We start from the raw sequence: 26,300 nt of genomic DNA, 5'->3' as shown, positions 1-26,300 counted from the left end.
CGGCGGAGGGGCCGTTCCAAGCGACCGGTCCGAGAACCAGTAGCGCTGGGTGGCCTTGTTGCTGGCCATCACCACGACGCCCGTGGTGGCGTTGACGCCCTGCTTGGTGGTGGTGACGTCGTTGATGTTCGCAGATGCCCCGTCCTGGATCACCGGGGTGCCGCGGCCGCTGCCGAAAACGGGGTTGTCCATGGATGCAGTCTTCTCGTAGATACTGCCGGGGACTCCTGAATATGCGCATCCCGAGGCCGACGTGGATGGTGCAGTGTGGAAGGCCCGCACCACGTTGTTGGTTGTATCCAGCAGGATCTGGGGACGGGTCACGCAATCGGCAAGAGTGGCGATGGTGGATCGCGTGAAGGAGCCGGTTCCCGGCCGGAAGACCAACAGCTGCAATTGCGGAAGCGTCTTGTCAGTCGAAGAATCCAGGCTCGTCTTCACCGCCGCGTACACGCGCCCTGAAGGATCAGCCAGGAGTGCCTTGATATTCAAATGATCGTCGGCCTGGCCTTTGCCCTGTACCGCGGGCTGCACTTTCCACGACGATGCTGCGGAAGGAGAGGTTCCATCCGTGCGGGTGGCCCAGTACACGGTTCCAGCGGGAGCATCGCTCCACATCACACCGATCTTGTTGCTTCCAAAGGCGACGATGGCCGAGATGTCATCCGGTGCCGGGTTCGGATCGGCGACCGGCAGGACAAACGGTGTCCCCCAAGTGGATGTGCCCGGGTTCAATGAATTGACATAGACGCTGCTGGTGAACCCGGAGGTTGAGCTCCCCGACACCTGCGTCCATGTGGCCCACACAGCACCTGTAGTGTCCTTGTCGATGGTCATGGACTCGCTGCTGTTGTTATTGATGTTGCTGGGAAAACCGGAGTCCAGCGTGTATTTGCCGGCAGCGTAGCTGTATCGGTACAGCTTGGCAGGCTGGCCTGTGAGTGACGCCTTTGAGCCGGAGTCCCCGGAAATGGTCGCCACATGGGAGGCGATGTACAGTTTGTTGCCGTCCCACAACGTGTCGGACAGCGTGCTGCTCCTGGTGTCGTTGGTAACCCCGGTGCTCACCCACGTCTTGGTTGCCCTGTCGAGCCGATAGATTTGCCAGCCGGTTCCCGTGGTCCACATCTGGGCCCACCAGGATCCGTCGTTCCACCACAGCTTGCTCTGCGGCTTGTCGGAGGTCGGCGTGTTGGCCACCCCCGAGTAACTGATGCTCTGGTAGCCGTAATTCTCTGCCGCCTGGGCTGTGCCGCCAGCCGCCATAAGGCCCAGGACAAGGGCAACGGCCAAGACCAGGGCTTGCGGAACGGGATGGCGAACTTTTGCTGTGTGCATATTCAGGTCCTTGGTGGCGCAGATAGTCCTCGACGGCGTACCGCTGCTCTGGCGTCCCGCTTGAGTGCGGGTGGAAGCCAATGTAGACCTCCAAAATTGCCGGGGGCAATGGGGGAAACCGTGCGGAAAGTCACTAGGGGATACGGGGCTGGGGGACTATTTCCTTCGTGTTTCCTTGTTGCCTGGGGGGCTTCTTCTGATTCCTATGCGTACTCGCACTTGGGCCATGGCCAAAATTGGGTGGCCCAAGGCTGTGCCGATGCACAGCGCATCCACTTCTCCGCGCCATTTACAGTGAGAGAAAGGTGTGACCGGCCCCACTGAGCGGAGCGGTCCTCAATCTTGCCGGCAAGCCCCTGCCTGCCAATACCATCTGCATACCCACGAAGGACGGCGCTCCCATGCCCGCTGACCAGCAATTAGCCAAGTCGCTTAAGCCGCGGCACCTGTCCATGATCGCGATTGCGGGCGTCATTGGCGCCGGCCTGTTTGTCGGCTCCGGCGCCGCCATCCAGCAGGCGGGACCGGGGATCCTGCTCGCCTACATGGCCGCCGGCGTCGTGGTGATCCTGGTGATGCGCATGCTCGGTGAAATGGCCGCGGCCAACCCGGAGACGGGCTCGTTTTCCACCTACGCCGACAAAGCGCTGGGCCGCTGGGCCGGCTTCAGCATCGGATGGCTGTACGCCTGGTTCTGGATCATCGTGCTGGGCATCGAAGCAACGGCCGGCGCGGCCATTATGCACCGCTGGGTACCCGGGATCGACCAGTGGATCTGGGCGCTCATCCTGATGGTCCTGCTGACGCTGACCAACCTTGGATCCGTTAAGTCCTACGGTGAATTCGAGTTCTGGTTCGCTTCCATCAAGGTCGCCGCAATCGTGCTTTTCCTGCTGTTCGGCGCCGCCGCCATCCTGGGGTTCGTCCCCGGCGTCCCGGCTCCGGGGCTCAGCAACCTGATCGACAACGGCGGGTTCCTTCCGAACGGACCGGGCGCTGTGCTGGCCGGCATCCTGGTGGTGGTCTTCTCCTTCTTCGGTGCGGAGATCGCCACCATCGCCGCAGGTGAATCGGAGAACCCGGTGGACGCCGTCAAGAAGGCCGTCAAGTCCACCGTCTGGCGCATCCTGGTCTTCTACATCGGATCCATCGCCATCGTTGTCACCCTGTTGCCCTGGAATGACGCCAGCGTTGCCAAGAGCCCCTACGTTGCAGTCATTGAACTGTTCGGAATCCCGGGAGCCGGCACCATCATGGACATCGTGGTCCTCACGTCCGTCCTGTCCTGCCTCAACTCCGGCCTGTACACCGCCAGCCGCATGCTCTTCTCGCTGTCCAAGCGGGGAGACGCTCCGGCCGCCTGGACCAGAATCTCCCCGCGGGGCGTCCCGGCCGCTGCCGTGCTCGCCTCCACCGTGGTGGGTTTCGTGACGGTAGGCCTGAACTACATTGCACCCGACACGGTATTCCTCTTCCTGGTCAACACCTCAGGTGCCATCGCCCTGTTCGTGTGGCTGGTCATCGCGTCCTCCCAACTGATCCTCCGCAAGCGCATGGGTGCCGCAGGCAAGGATCTGGAGCTGAAGATGTGGCTCTTCCCCTACCTGACGTGGCTTTCCATCGTCAGCATCGTGGCACTGCTGATCGGTATGGTCATCCTGGAATCCACCCGGGAGTCCCTGCTGCTGTCGGTGGCCCTGGCGGCTGTTGTGGTGTCCGTCGGCGTGTGGCGCTACCGCAAGTCCGGTACGCGTCCGGGTGGCGGGGATCTGCGGGATCGCCCAACCCGCGAGCCGGCAGTGGAGTCCACTTCGGCGTCGTAATTTCTTTGCTTGTCCGCCTGGCATTGAACCGCCCGCACCCGCAGCCGCACCTGGCTCGCCGGTGCGGGCGGTTTCTTTATGCAGGAAGGATGCCGGCTGCACGTTTTCCACATAGGAGCCGTGGATGCTGCAACCTTCGCCAGCACGGCCATAACCTTGAGTCAAGCGCGAATCGCCTATCCGGTCCAGATGCACTAAGATATTGAAGTCTGTGCTGCGTCCTGCCTCCCTTCCGGCGGCGGGGCCTTGCATGGCATCGCAAATGAACCTCCTGTTACGGAAATGCCGTAACCGCTTAGCCCAAAGGAGGTGGGTTCACATATGCGTCCTTACGAATTGATGGTAATCATCGACCCCGAGGTCGAAGAGCGTACCGTTGAGCCGTCGCTTCAGAAGTTCCTGAACGTCATCACCAACGATGGTGGAACCATCGAAAAGGTTGACATCTGGGGCCGTCGCCGTCTGGCTTACGACATCAAGAAGAAGTCTGAAGGTATCTACGCCGTGGTGAACTTCACCGCCAAGCCGGACACCGCCAAGGAACTTGACCGCCAGCTGTCTCTTAACGAGACCATCATGCGCACCAAGATCACCCGCCCCGAAGAGCAGAAGGTTGTTGCTGAGTAATTTCAGCACCGATTCTTCATTCTTTACCGCAGGAACGCACCCTTCACCCAGGATCAACAAGGAGGCAGTAGATGGCAGGCGAGACCACCATTACGGTCATCGGTAATCTCACCAATGATCCGGAATTGCGGTTCACACCGTCCGGTTCAGCAGTAGCGAACTTCACCATCGCTTCCACCCCGCGTACCTTTGATCGCCAGTCCAACGAGTGGAAGGACGGGGAAACCCTGTTCCTCCGCGCCGCTGTCTGGCGTGAAGCAGCCGAGAACGTCGCCGAGTCCCTGACCAAGGGCATGCGTGTGATTGTGACCGGCCGCCTGAAGAGCCGTTCCTACGAAACAAAAGAAGGCGAAAAGCGCACCGTTATCGAGCTTGAGGTCGACGAAATCGGCCCCAGCCTGCGCTACGCCAATGCAAAGGTCAACCGCACCCAGCGCTCCGGCGCTGGGGGTGCCGGAAGCGGCGCCCAGGGTGGCTTCGGCGGCGGCAACAGCGGCGGCGGCTTCGGAGGCGGCAACTCTGGTGGAAACCAGGGCGGCAACTCCGGTGGAGGCTGGGGCGGCGGCAACCAGCAGGCTGCGCAGGACGACCCCTGGGCAACGCCCGGCGTCTCCAACGCAGGCGGCTGGGGCAACGGCCCCGATTCCGAACCTCCCTTCTAAACACCCCATTAAGGCCCGACGCCGGGACAGCCGAAAGTGCCTCCAGGCACCGAGGTGACTGCCGCCGTCGGACCACCACCATCCCGTGGATCAACATCCACGGGCTCCCTAGAATAGGAGCTCCACGATGGCTAAGGCTGAACTCCGTAAGCCCAAACCAAAGTCCAACCCCTTGAAGGCCGCTGACATCACTGTCATCGACTACAAGGACGTAGCATTGCTGCGCAAGTTCATCTCCGACCGCGGAAAGATCCGCGCCCGTCGCGTCACTGGCGTCACGGTGCAGGAACAGCGCAAGATCGCCCAGGCAATCAAGAACGCCCGCGAAGTTGCTCTGCTGCCTTACTCCGGCGCTGGCCGCGGCTAAGGAAGGGAATAACTAACATGGCAAAGCTCATTCTGACCCACGAAGTAACCGGTCTCGGTGCTGCTGGCGACGTTGTCGAGGTCAAGGACGGTTACGCACGTAACTACCTGCTGCCGCGCAACTTCGCCCTGACCTGGTCGAAGGGTGGCGAAAAGCAGGTTGAGTCCATCAAGGCTGCCCGTGCTGCCCGCGAGCACGCTTCCCTGGAAGATGCTCAGAAGCAGGCTGCTGCACTGTCCTCCAAGCCGGTCAAGCTCGTCGTCAAGGCCGGCGAAACCGGACGCCTGTTCGGCACCGTCAAGCAGGGCGACGTCGCTGACGCCGTCGAGGCCGCCGGCCTCGGCAGCATCGACAAGCGCAAGGTTGAACTGCCCGTGCACATCAAGTCGGTAGGTTCCTACCAGGCCAACGTCCGTCTGCACGAGGATGTTGCCGCTGTCATCGAACTCGATGTCGTGGCTGGCAAGTAGTCCCTGACTGCTGGAAAGACCCCCGCTGCCGGATTCCGGCGGCGGGGGTCTTTTGCTTGATAGCTTCGTACGGTGAACAGCACCGAAATTCCAGCCCGCAGCCGCCCGTTCCACCAGGTCGACGTCTTCTCCAGCGAGGCCTACCGCGGAAACCCGCTCGCCGTCGTCGTTGACGCAGAGGGGCTGACGCCGGAGCGGATGCAGCAGTTCGCCAACTGGACCAACCTGGCGGAGACCACGTTCCTGTTGCCCCCCACCGATCCGCGTGCGGACTACCGGGTGCGGATCTTTACCGGAAGTGAGGAATTCCCCTTCGCCGGCCACCCCACGCTGGGGTCTGCCCACACGTGGCTTGAGTGTGGGGGAACGCCGCAATCGGAGGACTTCGTGGTCCAGGAGTGCGGTGCGGGGCTGGTCCGCGTCAAGCGCGACGACGGGGGACTCGCCTTCGTAGCTCCCCCCTTGACCCGTTGTGGTCCGGTGGACGGGGCCATCCGGAGCCGGATCGCTGCGGGGCTCCGCCTGCCTGAAACCGATGTGGTGGATGCGTCATGGCTGGTGAATGGTCCGGAGTGGATCGGTGTGCTGCTGGGTTCCGCGGAGCATGTCAGGGCTGTGAGGCCTGACCTCGCGGCCCTGGGCAATCTCAAGATCGGGATTATCGGTCCGGGGCGGGCGGATGGCGGCGCAGACTTCGAAGTCCGCACGTTCATCCCGGGCGACGCCATGGTGGAGGATCCTGTCACCGGCAGTTTTAATGCGGGTGCGGCGCAGTGGCTGATCGGCAGCAACAGGGCTCCGCGTGAGTACGTGGCGGCCCAGGGGACAGCCCTGGGCCGCGCAGGCCGCGTCCATATCAAAGCGGACGACGGCGGCATTTGGGTGGGTGGACACTCCACCACCTGCATCCGGGGGTCAGTGCTTCTCTAGCGGGAATACCCCGTTGCCTCCTGCTGTTCACCATGTAGATGCATATGCATATATGCTGGAATGATCGAGCAACAGGAGAATGCCATGGAGACCCGCCGCATCACAGTCCTTTCCGCCGGACTCGGCGTACCGTCGTCGAGCAGGCTGCTGGCAGACCAGCTGGCCGCCGCAGCCGAGCGGCACCTGACCGGCGCCGGCCTCAGCGTGCGGATGGACGTCGTCGAGCTCCGCGACCTGGCCGTGGACATCGCCAATAATTTCGTCACTGGTTACGCCGCACCCCGGCTGGCCGAGGTGATAGCAGGCGTGGAAGCCTCGGACGGGATCATCGCGGTGACGCCGGTGTTCAGCGCGTCCTACAGCGGCCTGTTCAAATCCTTTATCGACGTCCTTGACCCCAAGTCACTGGACGACAAGGCCGTCCTGCTGGGCGCTACCGGCGGCACGGACCGCCACCAGATGGTCCTGGATTACGCCCTGCGCCCGCTGTTCAGCTACCTGCGCACCAGGATTGTTGCCACGGGCGTCTTTGCGGGTCCGCAGGACTGGGGCACCACGGACGACGGCGGCTCTTCACTTTCGGACCGCATCGACCGGGCGGCAGGGGAGTTTACGCGGCTCCTCGAGGGGCCCCAGCCGGGCCGGAAGCCCGCTCCGATGGAGTCCCTCCCTTTCGAGCAGCTGCTGGCCGGCATCTCCGGAAACGGGTGACGCCCGCCGCCCCGCATGAGGCAATGTCCCTTTCGAATTAGGGGTTGCAATTAACGTTTGCACGGTTGACACTGAACGAGCGTGGGGACCGATGTTCAACTCCGGGGAGCGCACATGGGCGGACATGTCAGAGGTCGGCGTTTTCATGCTGTCAGCCGGGGAGGTGCTTGCCCCGATGATGCGCGACCCCCCCGGCCACGCACCCCATGGCTCACTGCACTGATGGCCGCGCTGATGCTTGCCCTCGGTGCTGTGGTGGTTCCGGTGGGGGCGTCGGCGGCCGAGGGTGACGTGGGGGTCGAGGGCCCGTCCCACTCGGGTACGGGAACGCCGACGGGCACCAAGCGGGCGACAAGTGCGTTGTGGTTCAACGATGGCCTCTGGTGGGGGAACCTCTGGGACACGGCCAGTTCGGATTTCCATATCTTCCGGTTCAATGCCGCCACGAGCGCGTGGGTTGATACCGGAGTGGCAACGGATACCCGGGCGAACACCCATCATGACGTGCTGTGGGACGGGACAACGCTCTTTGTGGCGAGCTACCGGTTTGTCAACGACGGTTTGCCGGCTGAGCCCAATTTCCCGTCGACGATGCGGCGGTTCAGCTACGATCCAAGTACAAAGACGTACTCGCTGCAGAGCGCTACAAACATCAACAACTATCGCGTTGAGACCCTGTCAATCGACAAGGATTCGACCGGCCGCGTGTGGGCCACCTGGCAGCAGGGAAACCGTATCTACCTCAATGTCACGGGCACGGACGGCGCGACCTGGGGGACACCCTTCCCGCATCCCGCGGCGCTGAGCAACGTGTCTGTCGACGACTCGTCCGCGGTGATCGCGTTCGGCCCCGGCAGGATAGGCGTGATGTGGAGCCGGCAGGTCGATGATTCCTCCGACGGCATGTACTGGAGCTACCACGTGGATGGCGCCTCGAATACCGACTGGACTGCGCCAGAGGCTGCTGTCTCGGGACAGCGCAGCGGTGACGACCATATGAACCTGAAATGGCTTGACTCCTCGGGCGGCCGGGTCTTCGCCGCCATCAAGACGTCGTTCACCTCGGCAGCCCAGCCGCTGATCCAGCTCTTGGCGTTGAACGGAACCACATGGTCGGCTAATACGATCGCGACTGTGGCCGAGTGCCCCAACCGGGTGATCGTCCTGATCGACGAGAGCACCCAAATGTTGCGGACCTTCGCCACCTATCCGAAGCCAAGCGGCACCACGAACGCCGGCGTCTGCACCAGTTCAGGCGGTGCGATCTACGAGAAGTCCACGCCGCTGGCCAACATCAGCTTCAGCACCGCCAAGACTGCCCGGATCGTCGACGCCGACCAGTATGTCCACAACGTGACGTCGACGAAGCAGAACCTCAACAGCTTGGCGCGGGGCACAGCCAGCAGCGGCCTGCTGCTGCTCGCGGATGTGAACGCCACCAGCCGGTACTGGCACTTTTATGATCCCAGTGGCGGCAGCGGTGGTGGCGATACAACCGCTCCGGTGGTGACGGGCACATCCCCCGCTGATGGTGCCACCGGCGTGGCGGTGTCCGCGGACGTGACTGCCACGTTCTCCGAGGCGATGGATACGTCGACCGTTGGGTCGGGCACATTTACCTTGGAGTCCGGGACGGGGGCGGTGGCAGCCTCGGTGACCCTCAACAGCGCAGGCAACGTCGCGACGCTGAACCCTGGTTCGGACCTGGCGGCCGGCACCGTGTACACGGCCACGATCGAGGGCGGGTCCACCGGGGTCAAGGATGCCGCCGGGAACGCGCTGGCCTCGGACAAGACGTGGACGTTCACGACGGCCTCGGCGGGTGGCGGCGGCACACCGGAAACCGTCACGCTCACGGCCACGGCGGACAGTTACGTGGCGGGAACATCGACGGCGACGAACTACGGGTCAAGTACCCTGCTGGGAGTGGACAAGAGCCCAGTGGAGGTCACCTACCTGAAGTTCGACCTGTCGGCGTACGCGGGCCGCACCCTGGAGAGCGCGACACTGCAGCTGCGCAGCGCCGGGAGCGGGTCCAAAGGTATGCAGAGCGTCAAGCTGGTGGCCGATGACACCTGGACGGAGGGCGGGATCACGTACACCAACCGCCCCGCGCTGGGGAGCAGCATCGCGACATTCGGCCCGACGACGGCCAACACCAGCTACAACGTTCCGCTCACGCTGGCAGGCCTGGCCGGTGAGCTCGGCCAGCAGCTTTCGCTGGGCCTGGATACCGGCAGCAGCGACGGCCTGGACCTCAGCTCCAAGGAGGCCGGCAGCGCGGCCGCACCCAAGCTCGTCCTGACGCTGAGGTAGCCGTGCAGCACGAGAAGGCGTCTGCCCGACCAAGGCTGGATGAACTGCCCGGAAGGCCTTAGTCGTCCAGCAGTTCGATGAACTCCCGGGCCTGCTTCATGGAAATATCGGAGTGCCGCGTGAGCGCCGAGGCGGCAGCCTCCGTGTCGCCGTTGCGGGCGAGGGTGCGGATCCGGCCATAGATTTCGTCGTTAAGCATGTTGCTGCTGACCTCGCGGGTCACGTCACCCTTGCTGGCAATGGCCCGGTAGCGGTAGGGGAACCGCTGCGGCTCGTCATCGTCGTCTTCAGTCTCGGCAGGGGACGCCTCCGCGCCCCGGTATGGTTGCGGGTGCGCTGCCAGCGCTCCAACGGCATCGCGTGAGGCGCGCAGTCCGTCGCCGGTGGCTTCGTAGTACAGCTTGATGGCGGCCATGGCCTGGCCCTGTGCGATCAGGGCGTAGAGCCGCCGGTGTTCGTCCTCGGAAAGTTTGGCAGACGCTGTGCGGGCCAGGTCGGCCGCGGTGGCTGCGGGTGCCTGCGGCTGGGCGCCCGCGGAGGCCTTCCGCCTGCTGATGGCGCGGGCCGCCAACGTGACTCCGGCAGCCACGGCCAGGAGGATGAGGACAGGGACCACAAGCGATTCCATTTTCTAACGCCGTTCTGTGTACTTCCTGGCAGGGGCCAGATCTGAATGCATCGCCTGGGTATTTTGGCTTGGCCGCGTGATGGACTCCAGGCGTGCCCGGGCCGCCGTGGCGGCCTGGACCTGGGCAGCATAGTGCTGCGCTGACCGCTCGGCCAGGTCACGCTGGTATTTCTCGGCATCGGACAAGCCCGTGTCCCGCGGACTGAGGGCCGTGGCAAGACCCCAAATGAGCGCCACCAACACAATCGCCGGCAGCAGTACCAGCAGTAGTTCGCCCATGTATAGAGCTTATGCCAGATCCGGTTTATCCACAGCAGTATTCACCTCTGCGCATACTGCACGGTTCACTGAGCCGTCACGCGGGGACGCAGGTGGCACCTGCCGGCTGCGGCCGGGCATGAAGTACATCACGGACCCGGGAGGAGCGGTTTTCCTTGACTGGCCGCGCCACGGGCTGTGGATGAAATTACCCGGAAGAAATATTTGCTCCACATGCCAGCGGCGGTGTTTCCGCAGGTCAGGGACGCTGAGGCAGCAAAACTTTTTTCCTGTCCACAGCCTTTCCCACAGGCTGTGCACAAGCTATGGCCGTTAGTGCACAGGTTTTCCACAGGGGCTGGCGGCTGTTGACTTTGCCCCTGCGGCACGGGGGACTAGCGTAGCGGGGTACCTGTTTTTCAGGGCTCCTGTGGTTCCGGATGGATGCCGACAACAGCAGCCGTAGAACCTCTGGAGCCCAAAGAAGAAGCCCATTGTGGAAAACCTGTGGATATGGGGATAACTCTCGAAATCCGCGGCGGCAGGGCTGGATGCCCAGCAAGTGTCAGACCCCGCTGGTACACCTGGACGGGTAGCGGATCCCGGCTTTCGGGCAACGCCCCAGCAGGACGGTTAACCACCGGTGCCACCAAGGCCCCGGCTCACATGGAGGACGGCAGCTTTGTCAATCGCGCACCTGGATCCGGTAGAGACGACCCGCGGATCTGAAGCCAGCCGCAAGCCGCCGCAGGACATCCCCGCCGAGCAGTCCGTGCTGGGCGGCATGATGCTGTCCAAGGATGCCATCGCCGACGTCGTGGAAATTCTTCGCGGCCAGGACTTCTACCGCCCGGCGCACGAAACCATTTACGAGGCCATCATCGACCTCTATGGCCGCGGTGAGCCCGCGGACGCCGTGACCGTCTCCGATGAGCTCACCAAGCGCGCAGAGATCAACAGGATCGGCGGCCCTGCCTACCTGCACGAGCTGATCCAAACCGTGCCCACGGCTGCCAACGCCGGATACTACGCCGAGATCGTTGCTGAACGGGCCGTGCTCCGGCGGCTCGTGAACGCCGGCACCAAGATCGTCCAGCTGGGTTACGGCTCCGACGGCGAGGTGGAGGACCTGGTGAACCAGGCCCAGGCCGAGGTGTATGCGGTGGCAGAGCGCCGCACTGCCGAGGACTACGTCGTCCTGAAGGACGTTATGGAGTCCACGGTGGACGAGATTGAAGCCTCCGGCCACCGCGGGGAGGGCATGACCGGCGTGCCCACGGGCTTCTACGAACTCGATGAGCTCACCCACGGCCTGCACCCAGGCCAGATGATTGTGATTGCGGCCCGCCCGGCTGTGGGTAAATCCACCTTCGCGCTGGACTTCGCCCGCTCGGCAGCCATCAAGAACAACCTGGCCACCGTGATGTTCTCGCTCGAAATGGGCCGGAACGAGATCGCCATGCGCCTCCTGTCCGCCGAGGCCACCATCGGGCTGCAGGACCTTCGCAAGGGCACCATCAAGGACGAGCAGTGGTCCAAGATCGCCACCACCATGGGCCGGATGAATGATGCCCCGCTCTTCATCGATGACAGCCCCAACATGTCGCTGATGGAGATCCGGGCAAAGTGCCGGCGCCTGAAGCAGCAGCACGATCTCAAACTGGTGATCCTCGACTACCTGCAGCTGATGAGCTCCGGCAAGAAGGTCGAGTCCCGCCAGCAGGAGGTCTCCGAGTTCTCACGTGCACTGAAGCTCCTGGCCAAGGAGCTCCAGGTCCCCGTGATCGCGCTGTCACAGCTCAACCGTGGCTCTGAGCAGCGCCAGGACAAGCGGCCCATGGTCTCCGACCTCCGCGAATCGGGTTCCATCGAGCAGGACGCCGACATGGTGATCCTGCTTCACCGTGAGGACGTCTACGACAAGGAATCCCCCCGCGCCGGGGAAGCTGACATCCTTGTGGCCAAGCACCGTAACGGCCCCACCAAGGACATCGTGGTTGCCTTCCAGGGCCACTACTCCCGGTTCGCCAACATGGCAGCCGACGCCGGCGGCGGGGGCTTCTAGGATCATCCTCCGCCTGGTGCCCCGGGCCTAGCCTTGGGCCAGCAGGTGGTTGGGCAGCCGGTTTCCCGGTGCAGTTCCCCGGATTTCCAGCAGTTCGCGGGCATGGGCGTGCAGTCTCTTGTCCTCTTCGCTGGCCGGCACCCAGGGGGGTACGGGGACGGAGTTGCCGTCCGCGTCGCGCGCCACCATCACCGTCAGGCAGTACGTGGTGAGGTTCCTCTCGCGGCTCTTGGGATCGCCTGAACGGACATGTACGGCAATGTGCATACCCTTGGTGCCGGTGTAGACGAGCCGCGCCTCCACCTCCACCACGTGGCCAATCAGCAGCGGACGGTAGAACCGGACGCCGCCGGAGAAGACCGCCACGGTGTCCATGCCGCAGTACCGGGAGGCGCACACGTAGGCGGCCTCGTCGATCCACTTCATGACGATCCCGCCGTGGACCTTGCCGCCCCAGTTCACGTCGGTGGGTGCGGCCATGAACCGTAAGGTCACCCGTTCGGCCGTTCCCGCATCCGTATATTCCTGACGGTTCATGGCTTCGACGATCTGTTCACGCACCTTGATGCGTGCCAGGGCGTGGTCCCGCTGTTCGATCTCTTGGGCGGTGACGGGTTGGAACTGCTGTACCGGGATCGGTTTTCCGTCCTCGCCCACAGCAACGAAGATCACCATGCACTGGCTTCGCATGGTGGCCGGACCGCCCTTGGGATCCCCGGAGGAAACTACGGTGCGGATGTGCATCGACGACCGTCCGGTGTAGACGATGGTGGCCTCGACCTCCACCATGTCGCCGCTGTTGACGGGATCGGCGAAGTGGATGTTTCCCACGTAGGCGGTGACACAGTAGGACTTCGCCCACCCCACGGCTGCGGCATAGGCTGCCTTGTCCACCCACTCCAGGACAGTTCCGGCGTCCACGGAGCCGCTGTGGCCCACATCCGTGGGAGCGGCCAGAAAGCGGAGTGTCACTGAGTTGGAGGCAGGCGTCTCGGTCATGCTGTGATCATACTGACGGCCGGTGTTACCCACCGGTCGGTGACTCCCGCAAGGCTGTTGAGGCAGCATCAGCCACACCCGGGTGTCGCAGGTGACCGGGGCGGTTGCGGGGCCTGGTGGCGGGTTAACGGCCGACGGCGGACGCGCACCGAGGTGCCCATCCGCCGTCGCGCCTTTCCGGATCCGAGCCGGAGGTGGTGGGTCAGGCCAGGACGGCAAGCCTTGCGTTGCTGCGGCCGAAGAGGGCGCGGTCCACTGAGGCGCGGCCGGCGCCGGTAAGGGCCAGGGCAAAAGCTCCAGCTGCGAGGAGCAGCACCAGCTCGTACCCGCCGTTGGCGGCAAAAACGCCGGCCGGGGCGTGAACCAGGAAGAGGGCGCCAAGCATGTTCAGGGCCAGCAGGGCGGCCACCACGCGGGTGAGGATGCCCAGGACCAGGGCAATGCCGCCTGCAAACTCCAGGACGGCAACGGCCGGTGCGGCAATTTCCGCTGCCGGAACGCCCATCTTGGCGAACGAGGCCTGCGTTCCTGCGATGGTCCATTCGTTGAACTTCTGCCACCCGTGGGCTGCAAAAAGGAAGCCCAGGACAATCCGGAGGGCAGTGATGGCGGTAGTGGTGAGTCGTGACTGATTCATGGTTCCAGTGTCCGACGTAAATAGTTGAAGAGTCAACTATTTACGTCATAATGTGTTCCTTGTCATGCAAGTCTGACTGCCTGCGGCTGGCCGATTAGGCTGGCAGCGTGCCTTACCTGCCTGCCTCCGCCACCGCTGCGCCGCGCAAGGGGCAGGCCCGCGACATCCTTCGGCTGGCTGTTCCGGCGTTCGGCGCGCTGGTGGCGGAACCCCTGTTCCTGCTTGCCGATTCCGCCATCATTGGCCACCTTGGAGTGGCGCAGCTGGCCGGGGTCGGACTGGCATCGGCGGTGCTGCATACCGCAGTGGGCCTGATGGTTTTCCTGGCCTACTCGACCACTCCCGCCGTGGCGCGTGCCATCGGCGACGGCCAGCTGGGGAAAGCCCTGGCGGCCGGGCGCGACGGCGTGTGGCTGGCGCTGCTGCTCGGCGTGGTCCTCGCCGTGGCCGGCTTCCTGGCGGCGGATCCGCTGGTCGGACTCCTGGGGGCGGACGGCGAGGTGCGCGCCTTCGCCGTCGATTACCTGCGCTGGTCCATGCCGGGGCTGGTGGCAATGCTGCTCATCTTTGCCGGCACGGGCCTCCTCCGCGGACTGCAGGACACCCGGACGCCGCTGGTGGTGGCCACTGCCGGGTTCGCCCTGAACATCGTGCTGAACCTGTGGCTTGTGTACGGGCTGGGATGGTCCGTGACCGGCTCGGCGGTGGGTACCAGCGTGGCGCAGTGGGCCATGGCCGGTGTCTACCTTCTCATCGTCCGACGGAATGCCGTACGCAGCGGGGTGGGCCTGCTGCCCAGCTGGCGGGGCATCCGCAGCATGGCGCGCGTGGGATCCTGGCTGATGCTGCGCACCCTGAGCCTCAGGATCGCCATCCTGGCAACGGTGGTTGTGGTTACCTCGCAGGGCGCTGTCAACCTTGCCGCCCACCAGCTGGCAATGACCATATTTTCCTTCCTGGCGTTTGCCCTGGATGCGCTGGCCATTGCCGCCCAGGCACTGATCGGCAAGGAGCTGGGGGCCTCGAATGCCGGCAAGGCACGGCTCCTCACCGGAACCATGGTCCGTTGGGGCCTTGGCTTTGGCGCAGTGACGGGACTTCTTCTGGCGGTGGCGGCCCCGTGGGCCGGTGCCCTCTTCACCTCCGATCCCCAGGTGAGGTCGGCACTGGCCCTCGCCCTGTGGGTCCTCGCCGCGGGCCAGCCCCTCGCCGGCTATGTCTTCGTTCTGGACGGGGTGCTGATCGGTGCCGGGGACGCCAGGTACCTTGCCCTGGCCGGCGTCATGAATCTCGCCGCCTACGTGCCGATGCTTGCGGCCGTTGCATTGCTGGGAGCCGGGGGCGGCGCGGGCCTGGCCTGGCTGTGGGCCGCCTTTGCCCTCGGCTACATGGCGGCCCGCGCCGTGACGCTCGGCCTGCGTGCCCGGTCGGACCGCTGGATGGTGCTCGGGTCCGCATGAGTGCCCCGGGATCCCCAAAGTTCGGCCGGTGGCGCGCCGCCACTAAACTGGACCGGTGACGCAACCAAGGACACCCGCAGGCACCACTTCCGGAACCGACGCCAGGCCCGGCCTTTGGCAGCCGGTCCTGCTCCGCTCGGCGGCCGCCCTGGTGTTCGGTGCCCTCACCATCTTTTGGGCGGCGCCCTCCATCGAGGTCATGGGATGGGCCGGAGGGCTGTACCTTCTGGCCACCGGCGTGCTGCTGCTCCGTACTGTTCCCGCCGCCGGGCTGCCCCAGGGAGCCGCGCCGGGCAAGATGCTCGCGGCCGCGGGTGCGGTGATGGCCGGCGCGGGATTTTCCCTGGTGCTGATGCATGGGGACCTGCTGTTTGGCGTGGTCGCTGCCGTCGGCCTGGGCCTGGCTGGAGCGCTTGAGCTGGCCATCGGGCTGACGCTCCGCGGCCGCCATGTCCTGGCCCGCGACTGGATCACTTCAGGAATTATTGGCCTCGGCACCGCAGCCCTCCTGCCGTTCTTTATCGGGCTGGGCGCCCACGCGCTGCTGGGAGTGGCCGGCGGAGGAGCCATCATTTCGGGTGTCCTGTGGGTCCTGTCAGGCCTGACCCTCCGGCACGATGCCCGCAGCGCCGCCGGTAACCCGTAAACTAGGAAAGCGCGGTTCTACTTCTTGTAGAAAAAATTGCCGGGCAAACCACCGCAACACTTAAACCAGGCCGGCCGGCGTGCCGCCTGCAGGGAGGAACCACCGTGGCAGACCAGCATCCAGGAAAACCGCGCAGGCTGCGGACCTCGGTGAGGGGCCCGCTGATGTTCTCCGCGTTCTGGGCCGTGATCGCTTTCCTTGCCGTTGTCATCTTCGCTTCCGGCGGCAGCGCCCGTGCCCCCCGCTTTGACCTGGCCTTCACTGCGGCCGGCATCGCATTCATCGTCACGCTGGTGGTGGCGGCGATGCTCGCCATGAGCCACAAGGAGAATGCGGAGCATCTGGGCAAAGGCTCCGGCGTGAACCTCAGTTCAGCCCGGAAGCCGTCCCACGGCTTCGGCGCAGCTCCGGGCCCGCAGGACCCGCCGGCCGACGGCACGGACACCCGGGGCAGCCACTAGCCGGTGGCCGCCTGCCGCGCCCGGTAGGCGGCGACGTGCGCGCGGTTGGCGCAGTTGCCGGTATCGCAGTAGCGCTTCGACCTGTTCCGGCTGAGGTCGAGGACGGCAGCATCACAATCCTCCGCCTCGCAGGTCCGCATCCGGTCCATCTCCTTGCCGCGGATGACGTCCGCCAGGGCCATTGCGGCCTCGGTGCTCATCCTGTACACCAGCGGAGCCTCCGGCGTGGTGGCGTGCAGGTGCCAGTCCCAGTCGTCGTGCTTGACCAGCTGGGGCAAGGCGCGTGCCTCCCGCAAGAGGCGGTTTACCGTCTCCACCGCGGCATCTTCATCTGCCGTCCACAGCTCGGAAAGCTCGTGGCGCAGTCGGTGGACGCTTTCCAGCTCATCCCCGTCCCGGGTGCGGGACCCACTGAAGCCCTCGGCTGCCAGGAAGCGGTCCAGGTCCGCTTGGGTGGCAAGGCCCTCGCTCCCGTTCGCAGCTGAATTGACCAGGTTCACCACGGTCCGCAGTGCCACCTCAGTGTCAGGGGCAAAAACCATCTTGACTCCTTACAGCGCCGTCCCGTACTGTCATGACCATAACCCATTTTACTCCTGACAGGAGGCGACCAATGTCCGCTGCACGCCGCGCGCCCGACCGTCTGCCCGTGGCCAGGCGCGGCTTCCTCGCCTCCGGCCTGGGCATCGCACTCTTCTCCTCCGCGGTCTTCGGCCTTTCCGGGTCCTTCGCCAAGGCACTCCTGGAATCGGGATGGACTCCGGGGGCGGCTGTTACGGCGCGGCTCACCGGCGCAGCCCTGATCCTCGCCGTGCCCGCCATCCCCGCACTGAGGGGCCGCTGGCATCAACTGCCGGGCAACTGGGTGACCATCGCGCTGTTCGGGCTGATCGGCGTCGCAGCCTGCCAGCTTTTCTACTTCAACGCAGTCGCGAGGCTGTCGGTAGGCGTGGCGCTGCTCCTCGAATACCTTGCCCCGGTGATCATTGTGCTCTGGCTGTGGGCCGCCAGCCGGAAGCGGCCGCGGCTGCTGACCTTTGGCGGGACGCTGCTGTCCCTCGCCGGCCTGGTCCTGGTCCTGGACCTGACCGGCGCCGTCAAGATCGATGTTGTTGGCGTCCTCTGGGGCATGGCCGCCGCCGTGTGCCTTGCCATCTACTTCTTCATCACCGCAAAGGAGAATGACACACTCCCGCCCATCGTGCTGGCCTCGGGCGGGCTGTTTGTCGGTGCCGCCGTGATGTGGCTTGCGGCTGCCACCGGCCTGCTGCCCATGGCATTCAGCACGGCCGACACCAGGCTGGGACCCTGGATCACGCCCTGGTGGGTGTCACTGGCGGGGCTTGTGGTCCTGGCGACAGTGCTGGCCTACGTCTCCGGCATCATGGCCGCACGGGCGCTGGGCTCCAAGGTGGCGTCGTTCGTGTCGCTGACCGAGGTCCTCTTCGCCGTCGTGTGGGCGTGGCTGCTGCTCGGCGAACTGCCCGGGGCCATCCAGCTCCTGGGCGGCGTCCTGATCGTTGGGGGTGTAGTCCTGGTCCGGCTCGATGAGCTGCGGGGTCCGGCTGCCGGCCGCGCAACACGCGGGGAGGAGCCGCCCGGCCAGGAACTGCCCAGGGCAGCGTCGCCGCTGGAACACGCGAACGACGTCGAACCCGTCCCTTAGCGTGTACGGCACCGGGCGGACAGGACCTTAAACGCGCCGGGTCCGGACACCCCCTGGGTGTCCGGACCCGACTGACGGACCGTGCGCAGTGCGCAGGGACTAGTTGGAGGCCTGCTCCTGCTGTTCGGCGTTGCGCTTGGCCTTGGTGCCGGCTTCCCTGAGCGCGTCGGCAACCTTGGTCAGCATGGTGGTGTGGGTACCGGACCATTCGTCGCGGAACTTTTCCGCGTCCGGGCCCTTCCAGTTGGTGCTCTGCAGAAGGCTGTTGAGATTGGACTTCTGGTTGTCGATCTCGGTTGCACCTGCCTGAAGCTTGCTGCCCAGCTGACGAAGCTGCTGAACGTCTGCACCCCAAATAGCCATCAGTTTCTCCTCATAGAATCGTGGACCCGAACCAGGTCGGCATCCCCCTCGGCCCCCCGGCTCATCCGGAAGATCCATTGCCTAAAACCTACCCCGGCCGCTGAGGCAGCGTCGATGGGCAGCCCTGCCCATGCCGGACTCCCCATGGCCGGTGCTTGCGCGAACCGCTCCGAAGGGGGTCGATCCCAGGCGTTCCAGAGCCTAGCATGGCTGTATGTGCCGGAATATCCGAACCCTCCACAACTTCGAACCGCACGCCACCTCGGAGGAAGTGCACGCCGCCGCACTGCAGTACGTGCGCAAGATCAGCGGCAGCACCAAGCCGTCCAAGGCCAACCAGGAAGCCTTTGATGAGGCCGTCCACGAGATCGCCCACATCACCCAGCACCTCTTGGACGCCCTGGTTTCGCAGGCTCCGCCCAAGGACCGGGAAGCCGAGGCAGCCAAGGCCAGGGCGCGGGCAGCCGTACGTTACGGCGCCGCCTGAGCGCAAAGGCCGCGTCGCGCGGTCTAGCTGGCCGGCGGCTGCTTGCCGAAGCTCCGCAGGCGCAGCGAGTTGGCCACCACCAGGACCGAGCTGGCGGCCATGGCGGCCCCGGCGATCATCGGGTTGAGCAGGCCCAGGGCAGCCACCGGGATGCCCACGGCGTTGTAGAAGAATGCCCAGAAGAGGTTGGTCTTGATGGTGGCCAGGGTCCTGCGAGAGAGTTCGATTGCCTGCGCCACCTGGGCAAGGTTATTGCCCATCACCGTCAGGTCCGCGGCTTCGATGGCCACGTCCGTGCCGGAACCCATCGCAATGCCCAGGTCAGCCTGGGCCAGTGCGGCAGCGTCATTCACGCCGTCTCCGGCCATGGCCACGGTGGCACCGCCGGCCTGGAGCCTGCGCACCGCCTCCACTTTCCCTTCGGGCAGGACCCCCGCGTAGACGTCTTCCTTGGCTATGCCGACGGCGGCCGCCACCTGGGCTGCAACGGCCGCGTTGTCACCGGTGAGCAGGATGGGGCGCAGGCCCAGCCGCTTCAGGTGCGCAATGGCGGCGGCGGAACCGTCCTTGAGGGTGTCCCGGAGGCTGATGATGCCGGCAACAAGGCCGTCCACGGCAACCCAGATAGCGGTGGCGCCGGAGGCTTCCGCAGCTGCCAGTGAGGCCTGCTGCTCCTGCGGGATGGTGATGTTGTTCTGCTCCAGCCAGCCTGTCCGGCCCGCCAGGACCACCCTGCCCTCGACGGTGCCGGTAACGCCGCCGCCGGGCGCGGAACGGAAGCCTTCCACGGCAGGGAGGGTGCCGTCGTCGTCCGCTGTGGGCAATCCCGTGGTATCCGCACGGGCCGCGGCAGTGATGGCCCTGGCCACCGGGTGCTCAGACGCTGCCTCCACGGCCCCCGCCACGCGCAGCACCTCGCCTTCCCCGAAGTTCCCGAAGGCAACCGTCGCGTCCACGGCGAGAACGCCGGTGGTCACGGTCCCGGTCTTGTCCAGCAAAATGGTGTCAACGGTGCGGGTGTCCTCCAGAACCTGCGGCCCTTTGATGAGGATGCCCAGCTGGGCGCCGCGCCCCGTTCCCGTCAGCAGGCCAACCGGGGTGGCGAGGCCCAGCGCGCACGGGCAGGCAATCACCAGGACGGCGACGGCGGCGGTGAACGCCGAGCGGAGGTCGTCGCTGCCCACGTCCGGTCCCGTGAAGAGGAGCCAGAGGACGAACGTGAGCGCGGCAATGGCCAGGACCACCGGAACAAAGACTGAACTGATGCGGTCAGCGAGGCGGGCGATGGGTGCCTTGCCGGTCTGCGCCTGCGACACGAGCCGTGCCATTTGGGCAAGGGTCGTCTCGGAGCCAACGCGGGTTGCACGCACCAGCAGGCGGCCCGAGGTGTTGATGGTGGCGCCCGTGACACGGCTTCCCGGGCCTACCTCCACGGGCACCGATTCGCCGGTCACCAGTGAAGCGTCCACGGCCGAGTCCCCATCCGTCACCACGCCGTCGGTGGCGATCTTTTCGCCGGGGCGGACCACCAGGACATCATCCACCTGCAGGAGGTCGGCCCGGATGCGCTGTTCCTTGCCGTCACGGAGGACGGTGGCATCCTTGGCGCCCAGGTTCAGGAGTGCATGCAGGGCATCGCCGGCCTTTTGCTTGGCATTGGCCTCAAGGAAGCGGCCCAGGAGCAGGAACGTGGTGACGACGGCGGCCACCTCAAAGTAGAGGCCGCCGGTTTCCATGCCTTCCATCCCCGGATGTTCAGTCATGCGGGGATCCGCAAACAGCTGCCACGCGGAGAACAGGTACGCCGCCGTCACACCGATGGACACCAGCGTGTCCATGGTGGACGCGAGGTGGCGGGCGTTGACCGCCGCGGCCCGGTGGAACGGCCACGCTGCCCACGTCACCACAGGCAGGGCCAGGAGGGCTGCCACCCAGCCCCAGTGCGGGAACTGGGCTGCCGGCACCATCGAGATGACGAAAACGGGGACTGTCAGAACCGCGGCAAGGATCAGGCGGGGGCGAAGCTTCGCTGCGGGCAGGTCCCCGGTTTCACCTGCAGGGCCTTGGCCCTGCTTGAGTGGCTGGCGGACGGTTGCCTTGTACCCCGCGGCTTCCACTGTTGCCGTGATCTGCTCGTCAGTGATGCCTGCCGGAACCGTCACGTGGGCTGATTCCAGGGGCAGGTTGACCGAGGCCTGCACGCCGTCGAGCTTGCCAAGTTTCTTCTCCACCCGGTTGACGCAGGAGGCGCAGGTCATGCCCTCGATGTCGAGTTCCACCACCCGGGTGGCGGGCCGGCGGAGGAGTTCCTGGTTGCTCATGGGGTTCCCTGCTTCAGTGGCGTTCTTAGGCTTCGTTGGCGACGACGAGGTAGCCGGCTTCGGCGACCGCTTCCCCGATCTCTGAAGGGGACAGCTCCGAGCTGGAGGTGATGGTCACTGTGGAGATGCCTCCGGCGTTCAGTTCCACCGACACCTCTTCGACGCCGGCCAGCGCTTCGAGTTCTTCGCTGACCGCCGAAACGCAGTGGCCGCAGGTCATTCCCGAGACGCTGACCCGTGTGGTGGTGGGGGAGGTGGTGCTCATGGCTGCTCCTTCAGGTTTGCCGGCGGTAACCGGCGCTTGTTGGGTAGGTTCTTTGTCAGCGGAGCAGCCGGCCGATGGCGTCGGCGGCTTCCTTGACCTTGGCGTCGATAGCGTCGGCACGGGCTGCCGGGTCCGGTTCGGAAGCCGCGCCCACTACGCAGTGGCCGATGTGCTCTTCCACCAGGCCAAGGCTGACGGCGTGCAGGGCCTTGGTGACGGCCGCAACCTGGGTGAGGATGTCAATGCAGTACTTGTCCTCATCCACCATGCGCGCGATCCCGCGGACCTGGCCCTCGATGCGCTTGAGCCGGCGGAGGTAGGCCTCCTTGTTGCCCGTATAGCCGTGCGGCGGCTGCAGGTCCGCAGTGTGTCCGCTGACTGCTTCTTCGATTCCGCTCATGACCACACCATATACCCCCTTGGGGTATACCCACAAGTACCCCTGGGGGGTATATAGTACTCGGGGCGTCTTCCCAACCCGGGCACAAAAAAGCTCCGGAGTGCGTTATTGGGGGATACGCACTCCGGAGCAGCTTTTGGGCAATACCCGGGTTCCATCCTGCTGGAACCCGTCTTGCTTGAATCAGCTTACTGGCTGGTAGTCCGGTCCGCCAGCACCCCGAATAAGTACTTTCGCTTTAGTTTCACGGCCGGTCGTCGTGGGCAGGCATCCGGTAGGGAACTATGAGGACAGGCCTGCTCTGGTGGTGCGTGAGCCAGGCACCCACGGACCCGCTGAGGGCTTCTGCCAGGCGATGGGAGAAGCCACGCTCAGAGGTTCCCACGATGATCATCGGCGCGTCGTTTTCGGCTGCGAGCCGGGCGAGGGCGCGGGCGGGATCCCCGGCGAGGGTCTGCAGGGTCCATTCCGCCGCCGCAGTACCGGGCGGGACGCCGGCCACCGCCGCTTCGATTGCGGACTTGAGTTCCAGCGCCACGGCACCGATGTTTGCGTCGTCCGTGTCGGGGTGCAGGGAGAGCCGGTGGGCGGGCCGCGCAGGGTCCCAGTCCACCAGGAAGCTGGCCTCGTCCACATAGGCGCAGAGCAACCGCGTCCCCAGGCGGGCGGCGAGTGAGACGGCGGTCTGCAGGACCTCAACGTGCTGTCCGGGTGCGATGCCCACCACCAGGGGAGGGTTGCTGTTCATCTGTTCCGGGCTCATAGCTTATTTTCAGCCTCCTTGAATGCTCTTGGATAGGGCGGGTGGAGAGCGCGTGCCTTTCGGGCCGTCAGGGAATGGCGGGCGAGGCCGTGACAACCACGTTTTTTCCCCACGGGTCCTCCGTGTAGCAGCTGATCAGGACCAGCCGGTTCGGCACGATCTCCCAAACGGGGCTGTCCTTGAGGGTGGCCTTGAGGTACGTGGTGACGGTGTCCACCTGGTAGGCGATGGTGCCGGCAGCCGTGTCCACCTCAAACCGGTCACCCACTGCTGCCGCTGAACTCAGGTGGTTGAAGGGTGCCTCCGCGCCGTCCCAGCTGTGTCCGATGACGTAGGTGGTGTTGGCCGAACCGTGGCCGGGGGTGCCGAAGGGCGCCAGCCAGTAGCCGTCCTTGGTTTCGGGCGGCACAACGGTCTGTTTGGCCCGGGCGTCGCTGTCCAGGTCCAGGCGGTGGACAGGGACGTCGAAGCCGGCGGACGGGTACCGGATACGGAGCGGCTCGGCGGCTTCGGGCAGCAGGGGGGCCGGGGCAGGACTGGCGGTGGAGTCGAAAGGCGCGGCGGTTCCTTCCGCTGGACCCGTAACCGCGATGGGCGCCGGGTCCGTGGCCGGGACGCCGGCGGCGGTTGGCTTCGCCGCCGTTATGGACCCCTGCGCGCTGCCACCAGGGGCTGAGTGCGTCAGGAGCGGTGCGCCGAAGCTGATGGACAGGAACGCCAGGATGCCGCACATGAGAATGGCCAGGTCCCCACGGTTCCAGCGCCGCGGTGCGCGCTTCGCGCCCACTGCGTGCCGGCTGGGGACCTTGGCCATGGTGCTCCTCGATATTTTGACGAAGGGAGGAATAGACGAGAGGAGGGAAGGCGCCCCGCCGGGCACTGGCGGGACGCCTTCCCTGTCAAGGGCCGCGGCCCGGTCCGTGCTCACCGAGCCACGAGCCGGGGGCTGCGGTGTGGCTGTGTCAGCCGGCCGGGGTGAACGGACGGGACCGGCGGCGGAGAGCCACTGCCGCTCCCGCTGCCGCCAACGCTCCCAGCCCGGCCAGCCATGACGGAATGCTGCCGGAACCACCGACGGCGGTCTGGGCGTTGTACCCCTGGTTGGTACCGAGGCTGGTGGCCCCCGTTACAGCGGTTGGCTGCTGGACGGCTGCCCGCGGAGCAGGCGCAACAGGTGCCGCTGCCTGCGGAGCCGCACCGGGCGCTGCTGCCGGCGGAACCACCACGGACTGTTCGGCAGCAGGAGTCAGCGCGGGTGCCTCCCCGGCGGGTGTCTGAACAACCGGTGTTTCCACCACCGGCGTCTCTACAACCGGTGTTTCCACCACCGGCGTCTCCACAACCGGTGTTTCCACCACCGGCTCCTCCTCAGCCGGCTCCTCCGGCAGTGTTTCGCCCGGCGGCAACGCCGCGCACTTCTCGACGTAGAGAAGTTTTCCGGCGTTGGTCCAGTTCTTGCCGGGCGACTCGGAGGTAGGCGGAATGATGTCCAGCGGGTGCTGGTCGTGGCCATTCAGGCCGTTGATGTTGAATTCCAGCGGCGTCCAGCTGCTTCCGTCGCTGTGGCAGACGATGACTCTTTCAGGCGCTGCCATGGCCGGTGCCGTAACGCTGAGCAGGCCCAGTCCCACGACCCCCACAGTCACAAAGGTACGTTTCATTGTTTTCTCCCCAGGTTTGAATGGTGAAACGGACCATGATGAGGAGGCCAGCACTTGCGCCGAATGCCCCAGCAACACGGTCAGCTTGCTTGAGTTTTCAGGCTAGGGGTGGGGGCTGGAGGCGGTCCTGAGTAGGGGGTACTCGTCTTTTCCGGCGACCGGACGATGCGGTTACTTGCGGGTACCCGCATCATCGGGGTCGCCCTGCACTGGCTACCTGCCTCCCGCGGGTGTATCTTGTCCGCGCATCCGCCCGGGCCTAACGTTGGAACATACGAAAGGTGCATGAAGTCATGGAAATCTACATGTGGTGGCTGGACCTGGACCTGGCAAGCAAGGAATGGCTGCGGGAAAACCTTCGGGCCGAGGAGTTGCCCCTTCCGGTGCTCCAGGGGATTGCGGAAGCGGGCGGCCCCCATCCGGACAATCCAGCGGCCGTCCTGACCCCGGCCGACTGGGACTTTATCGAAACCCAGTCGGAGTTCGTGGACTAGGATTCGGCAGGCCCGCGGTGACACAAAATAACCATTGCGGGCTGCTGTGCTCGGTGGTTGCATGGTGGGCATGGCAACCGCAGAGAGTTTTGTCTTAGCGATCGGGACCAAAAAGGGCCTCTGGCTGGCCACCAGCAGTGACAGGCAACAATGGTCTTTCACTGGCCCGCACTTCCTCATGAGTGAGATCCCCAGCATCGGCATAGACACCCGGGAGGGCCGGACCCGGATCATGGTGGGCGTCCGCAGTGAGCATTGGGGGCCCACCGTTGCGCACTCCGATGACCTGGGTGCCACCTGGTCTGAGCCCGAGCAGGGCGCCGTCAGGTTTCCGGAGGACACGGGTGCCGCGCTGGAGCGCATCTGGCAGATTTATCCGGACGCGGAGGAACGTCCGGGCGTCGTCTGGGCGGGAGCGGAGCCCATTTCCGTGTGGAAATCCACCGATGGCGGTGAACACTTTGAACTGAACCGCGGGCTGTGGGACCATCCCCACCGCAGCGAGTGGGGCGCGGGCTACGGCGGTGCCGCCGCGCACTCCATCGTGGTCCATCCGGCCGGGGAGACGGTGCACGTGGCCATGAGCACGGGAGGCGTCTACCGGTCGCTCGACGGCGGCACCTCCTGGGAGCCGCGCAACCGCGGCATTTCGGCCTACTTCATGCCCGACCCCAACCCGGAGTTCGGGCAGTGCGTCCACAAGATCGCAGCGGATGCCGCCGTCGACGGCCGCCTCTACGCCCAGAACCACCACGGCGTCTACCGCACGGATGACAACGCGGACAGCTGGAACTCCATCGCGGAGGGACTGCCGGCGGATTTCGGCTTTGTGATGCTCACCCATCCCCGCCGGGAGGGCACGGCGTGGGTCATCCCCCTGAAAGCGGACGGCGAACGCATTCCGCCGGACGGCGAGCTGGCCGTCCACCGCACGGACGACGCCGGGTCCACTTGGAAAAGGCTCAGCAACGGCTTGCCCGCCGGGGAATACAACAGCGTCCTGCGCGATGCTGCCTCGGTGGACACAGCGGAGCCGGCCGGGGTCTATTTTGGGACGCGCGGCGGCTCGGTCTACGCGAGTGCGGACGAAGGGGCGACATTCCGGGAGGTTGTGTCCCATCTCCCGGATGTGCTCTGTGTCCGGGCAGCCGTGATCTCAGGTGCCTGACAGCAGCGTGCGGGAAATCAGGGTGGTGCTTCCCAGCGTCCTGCAGCCGCTGGCCGGCGGGCAGTCCGTCCTGACTGCGCCCGCCGACGGGCCGGTTTCGGTGGGAAAGCTCCTCGATGCGGTGACCTCGGACTTCGCAGTGCTGGCCCGGCGGCTCCGTGACGAGACCGGCGCGCTGCGGCGCTTCGTGAATGTGTACGTCGGCGGGGACGAGGTGCGGCGGTTGCAGGGCCTGGAAACCGAGGTGGCTCCAGGCCAGGAAGTACTGGTCATCCAGTCGGTAGCCGGGGGTTGAACGGCTATGGTGCCGAAGG

At 65.4% G+C, this 26,300-nt stretch carries 30 protein-coding genes; 17 read left to right on the top strand and 13 right to left on the bottom strand.

Annotated elements, in window-relative coordinates; all coding sequences use genetic code 11:
- The coding region (locus HTS88_RS09790) for a hypothetical protein (protein WP_174177822.1) at nt 1-1,338 on the bottom strand (1,338 nt) is incomplete at its 3' end.
- 401 nt (nt 1,339-1,739) lie between these two features.
- Between HTS88_RS09790 and HTS88_RS09785 the strand changes: the two genes are divergently transcribed.
- From HTS88_RS09785 to HTS88_RS09750, 8 genes are all read left to right on the top strand, one after another.
- On the top strand, nt 1,740-3,161 hold the full coding sequence (locus tag HTS88_RS09785; RefSeq protein WP_174177820.1) for an amino acid permease: 1,422 nt from the start codon (nt 1,740-1,742) through the stop codon (nt 3,159-3,161).
- A gap of 321 nt (nt 3,162-3,482) precedes the next feature.
- The gene (gene rpsF, locus HTS88_RS09780) at nt 3,483-3,788 is read left to right on the top strand and encodes a 30S ribosomal protein S6 (RefSeq protein WP_050683795.1); all 306 of its coding nucleotides are present in this window, start codon (nt 3,483-3,485) and stop codon (nt 3,786-3,788) included.
- A 71-nt stretch (nt 3,789-3,859) separates the two neighbouring features.
- Complete coding sequence (locus HTS88_RS09775; protein WP_066272611.1) at nt 3,860-4,450, top strand: single-stranded DNA-binding protein; 591 nt, start codon at nt 3,860-3,862, stop codon at nt 4,448-4,450.
- 127 nt (nt 4,451-4,577) lie between these two features.
- Entirely contained in the window at nt 4,578-4,817 is a 240-nt protein-coding gene (gene rpsR / locus HTS88_RS09770) for a 30S ribosomal protein S18 (RefSeq protein ID WP_003800144.1), read from the top strand.
- A 17-nt stretch (nt 4,818-4,834) separates the two neighbouring features.
- Nucleotides 4,835-5,287: a 50S ribosomal protein L9 gene (gene rplI / locus HTS88_RS09765; protein WP_104186774.1), complete on the top strand. Its 453-nt coding sequence runs from the start codon at nt 4,835-4,837 to the stop codon at nt 5,285-5,287.
- 72 nt (nt 5,288-5,359) lie between these two features.
- Nucleotides 5,360-6,217 carry a PhzF family phenazine biosynthesis protein gene (locus HTS88_RS09760; RefSeq protein ID WP_310113091.1) on the top strand — a complete coding sequence of 286 codons (858 nt, stop codon included), beginning with the start codon at nt 5,360-5,362 and terminating at the stop codon, nt 6,215-6,217.
- An 84-nt stretch (nt 6,218-6,301) separates the two neighbouring features.
- On the top strand, nt 6,302-6,928 hold the full coding sequence (locus tag HTS88_RS09755) for an FMN reductase (RefSeq protein ID WP_174177840.1): 627 nt from the start codon (nt 6,302-6,304) through the stop codon (nt 6,926-6,928).
- 222 nt (nt 6,929-7,150) lie between these two features.
- Entirely contained in the window at nt 7,151-9,244 is a 2,094-nt protein-coding gene (locus HTS88_RS09750; RefSeq protein WP_174177818.1) for an Ig-like domain-containing protein, read from the top strand.
- Nucleotides 9,245-9,302: 58 nt separating this feature from the next.
- Here the strand turns inward: HTS88_RS09750 and HTS88_RS09745 are convergent, their stop codons facing one another.
- Nucleotides 9,303-9,872 (bottom strand): hypothetical protein, encoded by a 570-nt coding sequence (locus HTS88_RS09745; protein ID WP_174177817.1) that lies wholly within the window; start codon nt 9,870-9,872, stop codon nt 9,303-9,305.
- Between the two features lie 3 nt (nt 9,873-9,875).
- Nucleotides 9,876-10,151, bottom strand: coding sequence for a hypothetical protein (locus HTS88_RS09740; protein WP_066272598.1), 276 nt, complete (start codon nt 10,149-10,151; stop codon nt 9,876-9,878).
- A gap of 661 nt (nt 10,152-10,812) precedes the next feature.
- On the opposite strand from HTS88_RS09740, the gene dnaB reads away from it, so the two are divergent.
- The gene (gene dnaB / locus HTS88_RS09735) at nt 10,813-12,195 is read left to right on the top strand and encodes a replicative DNA helicase (protein WP_066272593.1); all 1,383 of its coding nucleotides are present in this window, start codon (nt 10,813-10,815) and stop codon (nt 12,193-12,195) included.
- A gap of 27 nt (nt 12,196-12,222) precedes the next feature.
- Here dnaB and HTS88_RS09730 read toward each other — a convergent pair whose 3' ends face one another.
- Both HTS88_RS09730 and HTS88_RS09725 read right to left on the bottom strand, forming a co-directional pair.
- Nucleotides 12,223-13,194 carry an acyl-CoA thioesterase gene (locus tag HTS88_RS09730; RefSeq protein WP_174177815.1) on the bottom strand — a complete coding sequence of 324 codons (972 nt, stop codon included), beginning with the start codon at nt 13,192-13,194 and terminating at the stop codon, nt 12,223-12,225.
- Nucleotides 13,195-13,396: 202 nt separating this feature from the next.
- Nucleotides 13,397-13,831, bottom strand: coding sequence for a DoxX family protein (locus HTS88_RS09725; RefSeq protein WP_174177812.1), 435 nt, complete (start codon nt 13,829-13,831; stop codon nt 13,397-13,399).
- Between the two features lie 107 nt (nt 13,832-13,938).
- Here HTS88_RS09725 and HTS88_RS09720 point away from each other — a divergent pair, with 107 nt between their 5' ends.
- The 3 genes from HTS88_RS09720 to HTS88_RS09710 all read left to right on the top strand — a co-directional run bounded on the left by HTS88_RS09720 (nt 13,939) and on the right by HTS88_RS09710 (nt 16,398).
- On the top strand, nt 13,939-15,291 hold the full coding sequence (locus tag HTS88_RS09720; RefSeq protein WP_174177810.1) for an MATE family efflux transporter: 1,353 nt from the start codon (nt 13,939-13,941) through the stop codon (nt 15,289-15,291).
- Nucleotides 15,292-15,346: 55 nt separating this feature from the next.
- On the top strand, nt 15,347-15,937 hold the full coding sequence (locus HTS88_RS09715; protein ID WP_174177808.1) for a hypothetical protein: 591 nt from the start codon (nt 15,347-15,349) through the stop codon (nt 15,935-15,937).
- A gap of 104 nt (nt 15,938-16,041) precedes the next feature.
- Nucleotides 16,042-16,398 (top strand): hypothetical protein, encoded by a 357-nt coding sequence (locus HTS88_RS09710; protein ID WP_174177806.1) that lies wholly within the window; start codon nt 16,042-16,044, stop codon nt 16,396-16,398.
- Here HTS88_RS09710 and HTS88_RS09705 read toward each other — a convergent pair.
- The gene (locus HTS88_RS09705) at nt 16,395-16,940 is read right to left on the bottom strand and encodes a CGNR zinc finger domain-containing protein (RefSeq protein WP_174177804.1); all 546 of its coding nucleotides are present in this window, start codon (nt 16,938-16,940) and stop codon (nt 16,395-16,397) included. The genes HTS88_RS09710 and HTS88_RS09705 overlap by 4 nt on opposite strands.
- 71 nt (nt 16,941-17,011) lie before the next feature.
- Between HTS88_RS09705 and HTS88_RS09700 the strand changes: the two genes are divergently transcribed.
- Entirely contained in the window at nt 17,012-18,064 is a 1,053-nt protein-coding gene (locus HTS88_RS09700; protein WP_174177802.1) for an EamA family transporter, read from the top strand.
- 99 nt (nt 18,065-18,163) lie between these two features.
- Here the strand turns inward: HTS88_RS09700 and HTS88_RS09695 are convergent, their stop codons facing one another.
- On the bottom strand, nt 18,164-18,427 hold the full coding sequence (locus HTS88_RS09695; protein WP_174177800.1) for a WXG100 family type VII secretion target: 264 nt from the start codon (nt 18,425-18,427) through the stop codon (nt 18,164-18,166).
- 214 nt (nt 18,428-18,641) lie between these two features.
- Between HTS88_RS09695 and HTS88_RS09690 the strand changes: the two genes are divergently transcribed.
- Nucleotides 18,642-18,914, top strand: a complete 273-nt coding sequence (locus HTS88_RS09690) for a DUF2277 domain-containing protein (protein WP_174177798.1) — start codon at nt 18,642-18,644, stop codon at nt 18,912-18,914.
- A 23-nt stretch (nt 18,915-18,937) separates the two neighbouring features.
- Here HTS88_RS09690 and HTS88_RS09685 read toward each other — a convergent pair whose 3' ends face one another.
- The 6 genes from HTS88_RS09685 to HTS88_RS09660 all read right to left on the bottom strand — a co-directional run bounded on the left by HTS88_RS09685 (nt 18,938) and on the right by HTS88_RS09660 (nt 24,324).
- On the bottom strand, nt 18,938-21,235 hold the full coding sequence (locus HTS88_RS09685; protein WP_174177796.1) for a heavy metal translocating P-type ATPase: 2,298 nt from the start codon (nt 21,233-21,235) through the stop codon (nt 18,938-18,940).
- Nucleotides 21,236-21,260: 25 nt separating this feature from the next.
- Nucleotides 21,261-21,500, bottom strand: coding sequence for a heavy-metal-associated domain-containing protein (locus tag HTS88_RS09680; RefSeq protein WP_174177794.1), 240 nt, complete (start codon nt 21,498-21,500; stop codon nt 21,261-21,263).
- A 55-nt stretch (nt 21,501-21,555) separates the two neighbouring features.
- Nucleotides 21,556-21,900, bottom strand: a complete 345-nt coding sequence (locus HTS88_RS09675) for a metal-sensitive transcriptional regulator (RefSeq protein ID WP_174177792.1) — start codon at nt 21,898-21,900, stop codon at nt 21,556-21,558.
- 244 nt (nt 21,901-22,144) lie between these two features.
- Entirely contained in the window at nt 22,145-22,663 is a 519-nt protein-coding gene (locus HTS88_RS09670) for a universal stress protein (RefSeq protein WP_174177790.1), read from the bottom strand.
- Between the two features lie 67 nt (nt 22,664-22,730).
- Nucleotides 22,731-23,477: a class F sortase gene (locus HTS88_RS09665; RefSeq protein WP_174177788.1), complete on the bottom strand. Its 747-nt coding sequence runs from the start codon at nt 23,475-23,477 to the stop codon at nt 22,731-22,733.
- Between the two features lie 148 nt (nt 23,478-23,625).
- Nucleotides 23,626-24,324, bottom strand: coding sequence for a hypothetical protein (locus tag HTS88_RS09660; protein ID WP_174177785.1), 699 nt, complete (start codon nt 24,322-24,324; stop codon nt 23,626-23,628).
- A 293-nt stretch (nt 24,325-24,617) separates the two neighbouring features.
- Here HTS88_RS09660 and HTS88_RS09655 point away from each other — a divergent pair, with 293 nt between their 5' ends.
- From HTS88_RS09655 to HTS88_RS09645, 3 genes are all read left to right on the top strand, one after another.
- Nucleotides 24,618-24,818 (top strand): hypothetical protein, encoded by a 201-nt coding sequence (locus HTS88_RS09655; RefSeq protein WP_066280037.1) that lies wholly within the window; start codon nt 24,618-24,620, stop codon nt 24,816-24,818.
- A gap of 61 nt (nt 24,819-24,879) precedes the next feature.
- On the top strand, nt 24,880-25,986 hold the full coding sequence (locus HTS88_RS09650; RefSeq protein ID WP_174177783.1) for a WD40/YVTN/BNR-like repeat-containing protein: 1,107 nt from the start codon (nt 24,880-24,882) through the stop codon (nt 25,984-25,986).
- 7 nt (nt 25,987-25,993) lie between these two features.
- Nucleotides 25,994-26,281 (top strand): MoaD/ThiS family protein, encoded by a 288-nt coding sequence (locus tag HTS88_RS09645; RefSeq protein WP_174177838.1) that lies wholly within the window; start codon nt 25,994-25,996, stop codon nt 26,279-26,281.
- Nucleotides 26,282-26,300: the final 19 nt, after the last annotated feature.

Origin of the sequence: Pseudarthrobacter oxydans, assembly GCF_013314975.1 — a bacterium.
Classification (GTDB): Bacteria; Actinomycetota; Actinomycetes; order Actinomycetales; family Micrococcaceae; genus Arthrobacter; species Arthrobacter oxydans.
Note: the sequence above shows the minus strand (reverse complement) of the source record. Positions and strands in the feature narration are given on the sequence as shown.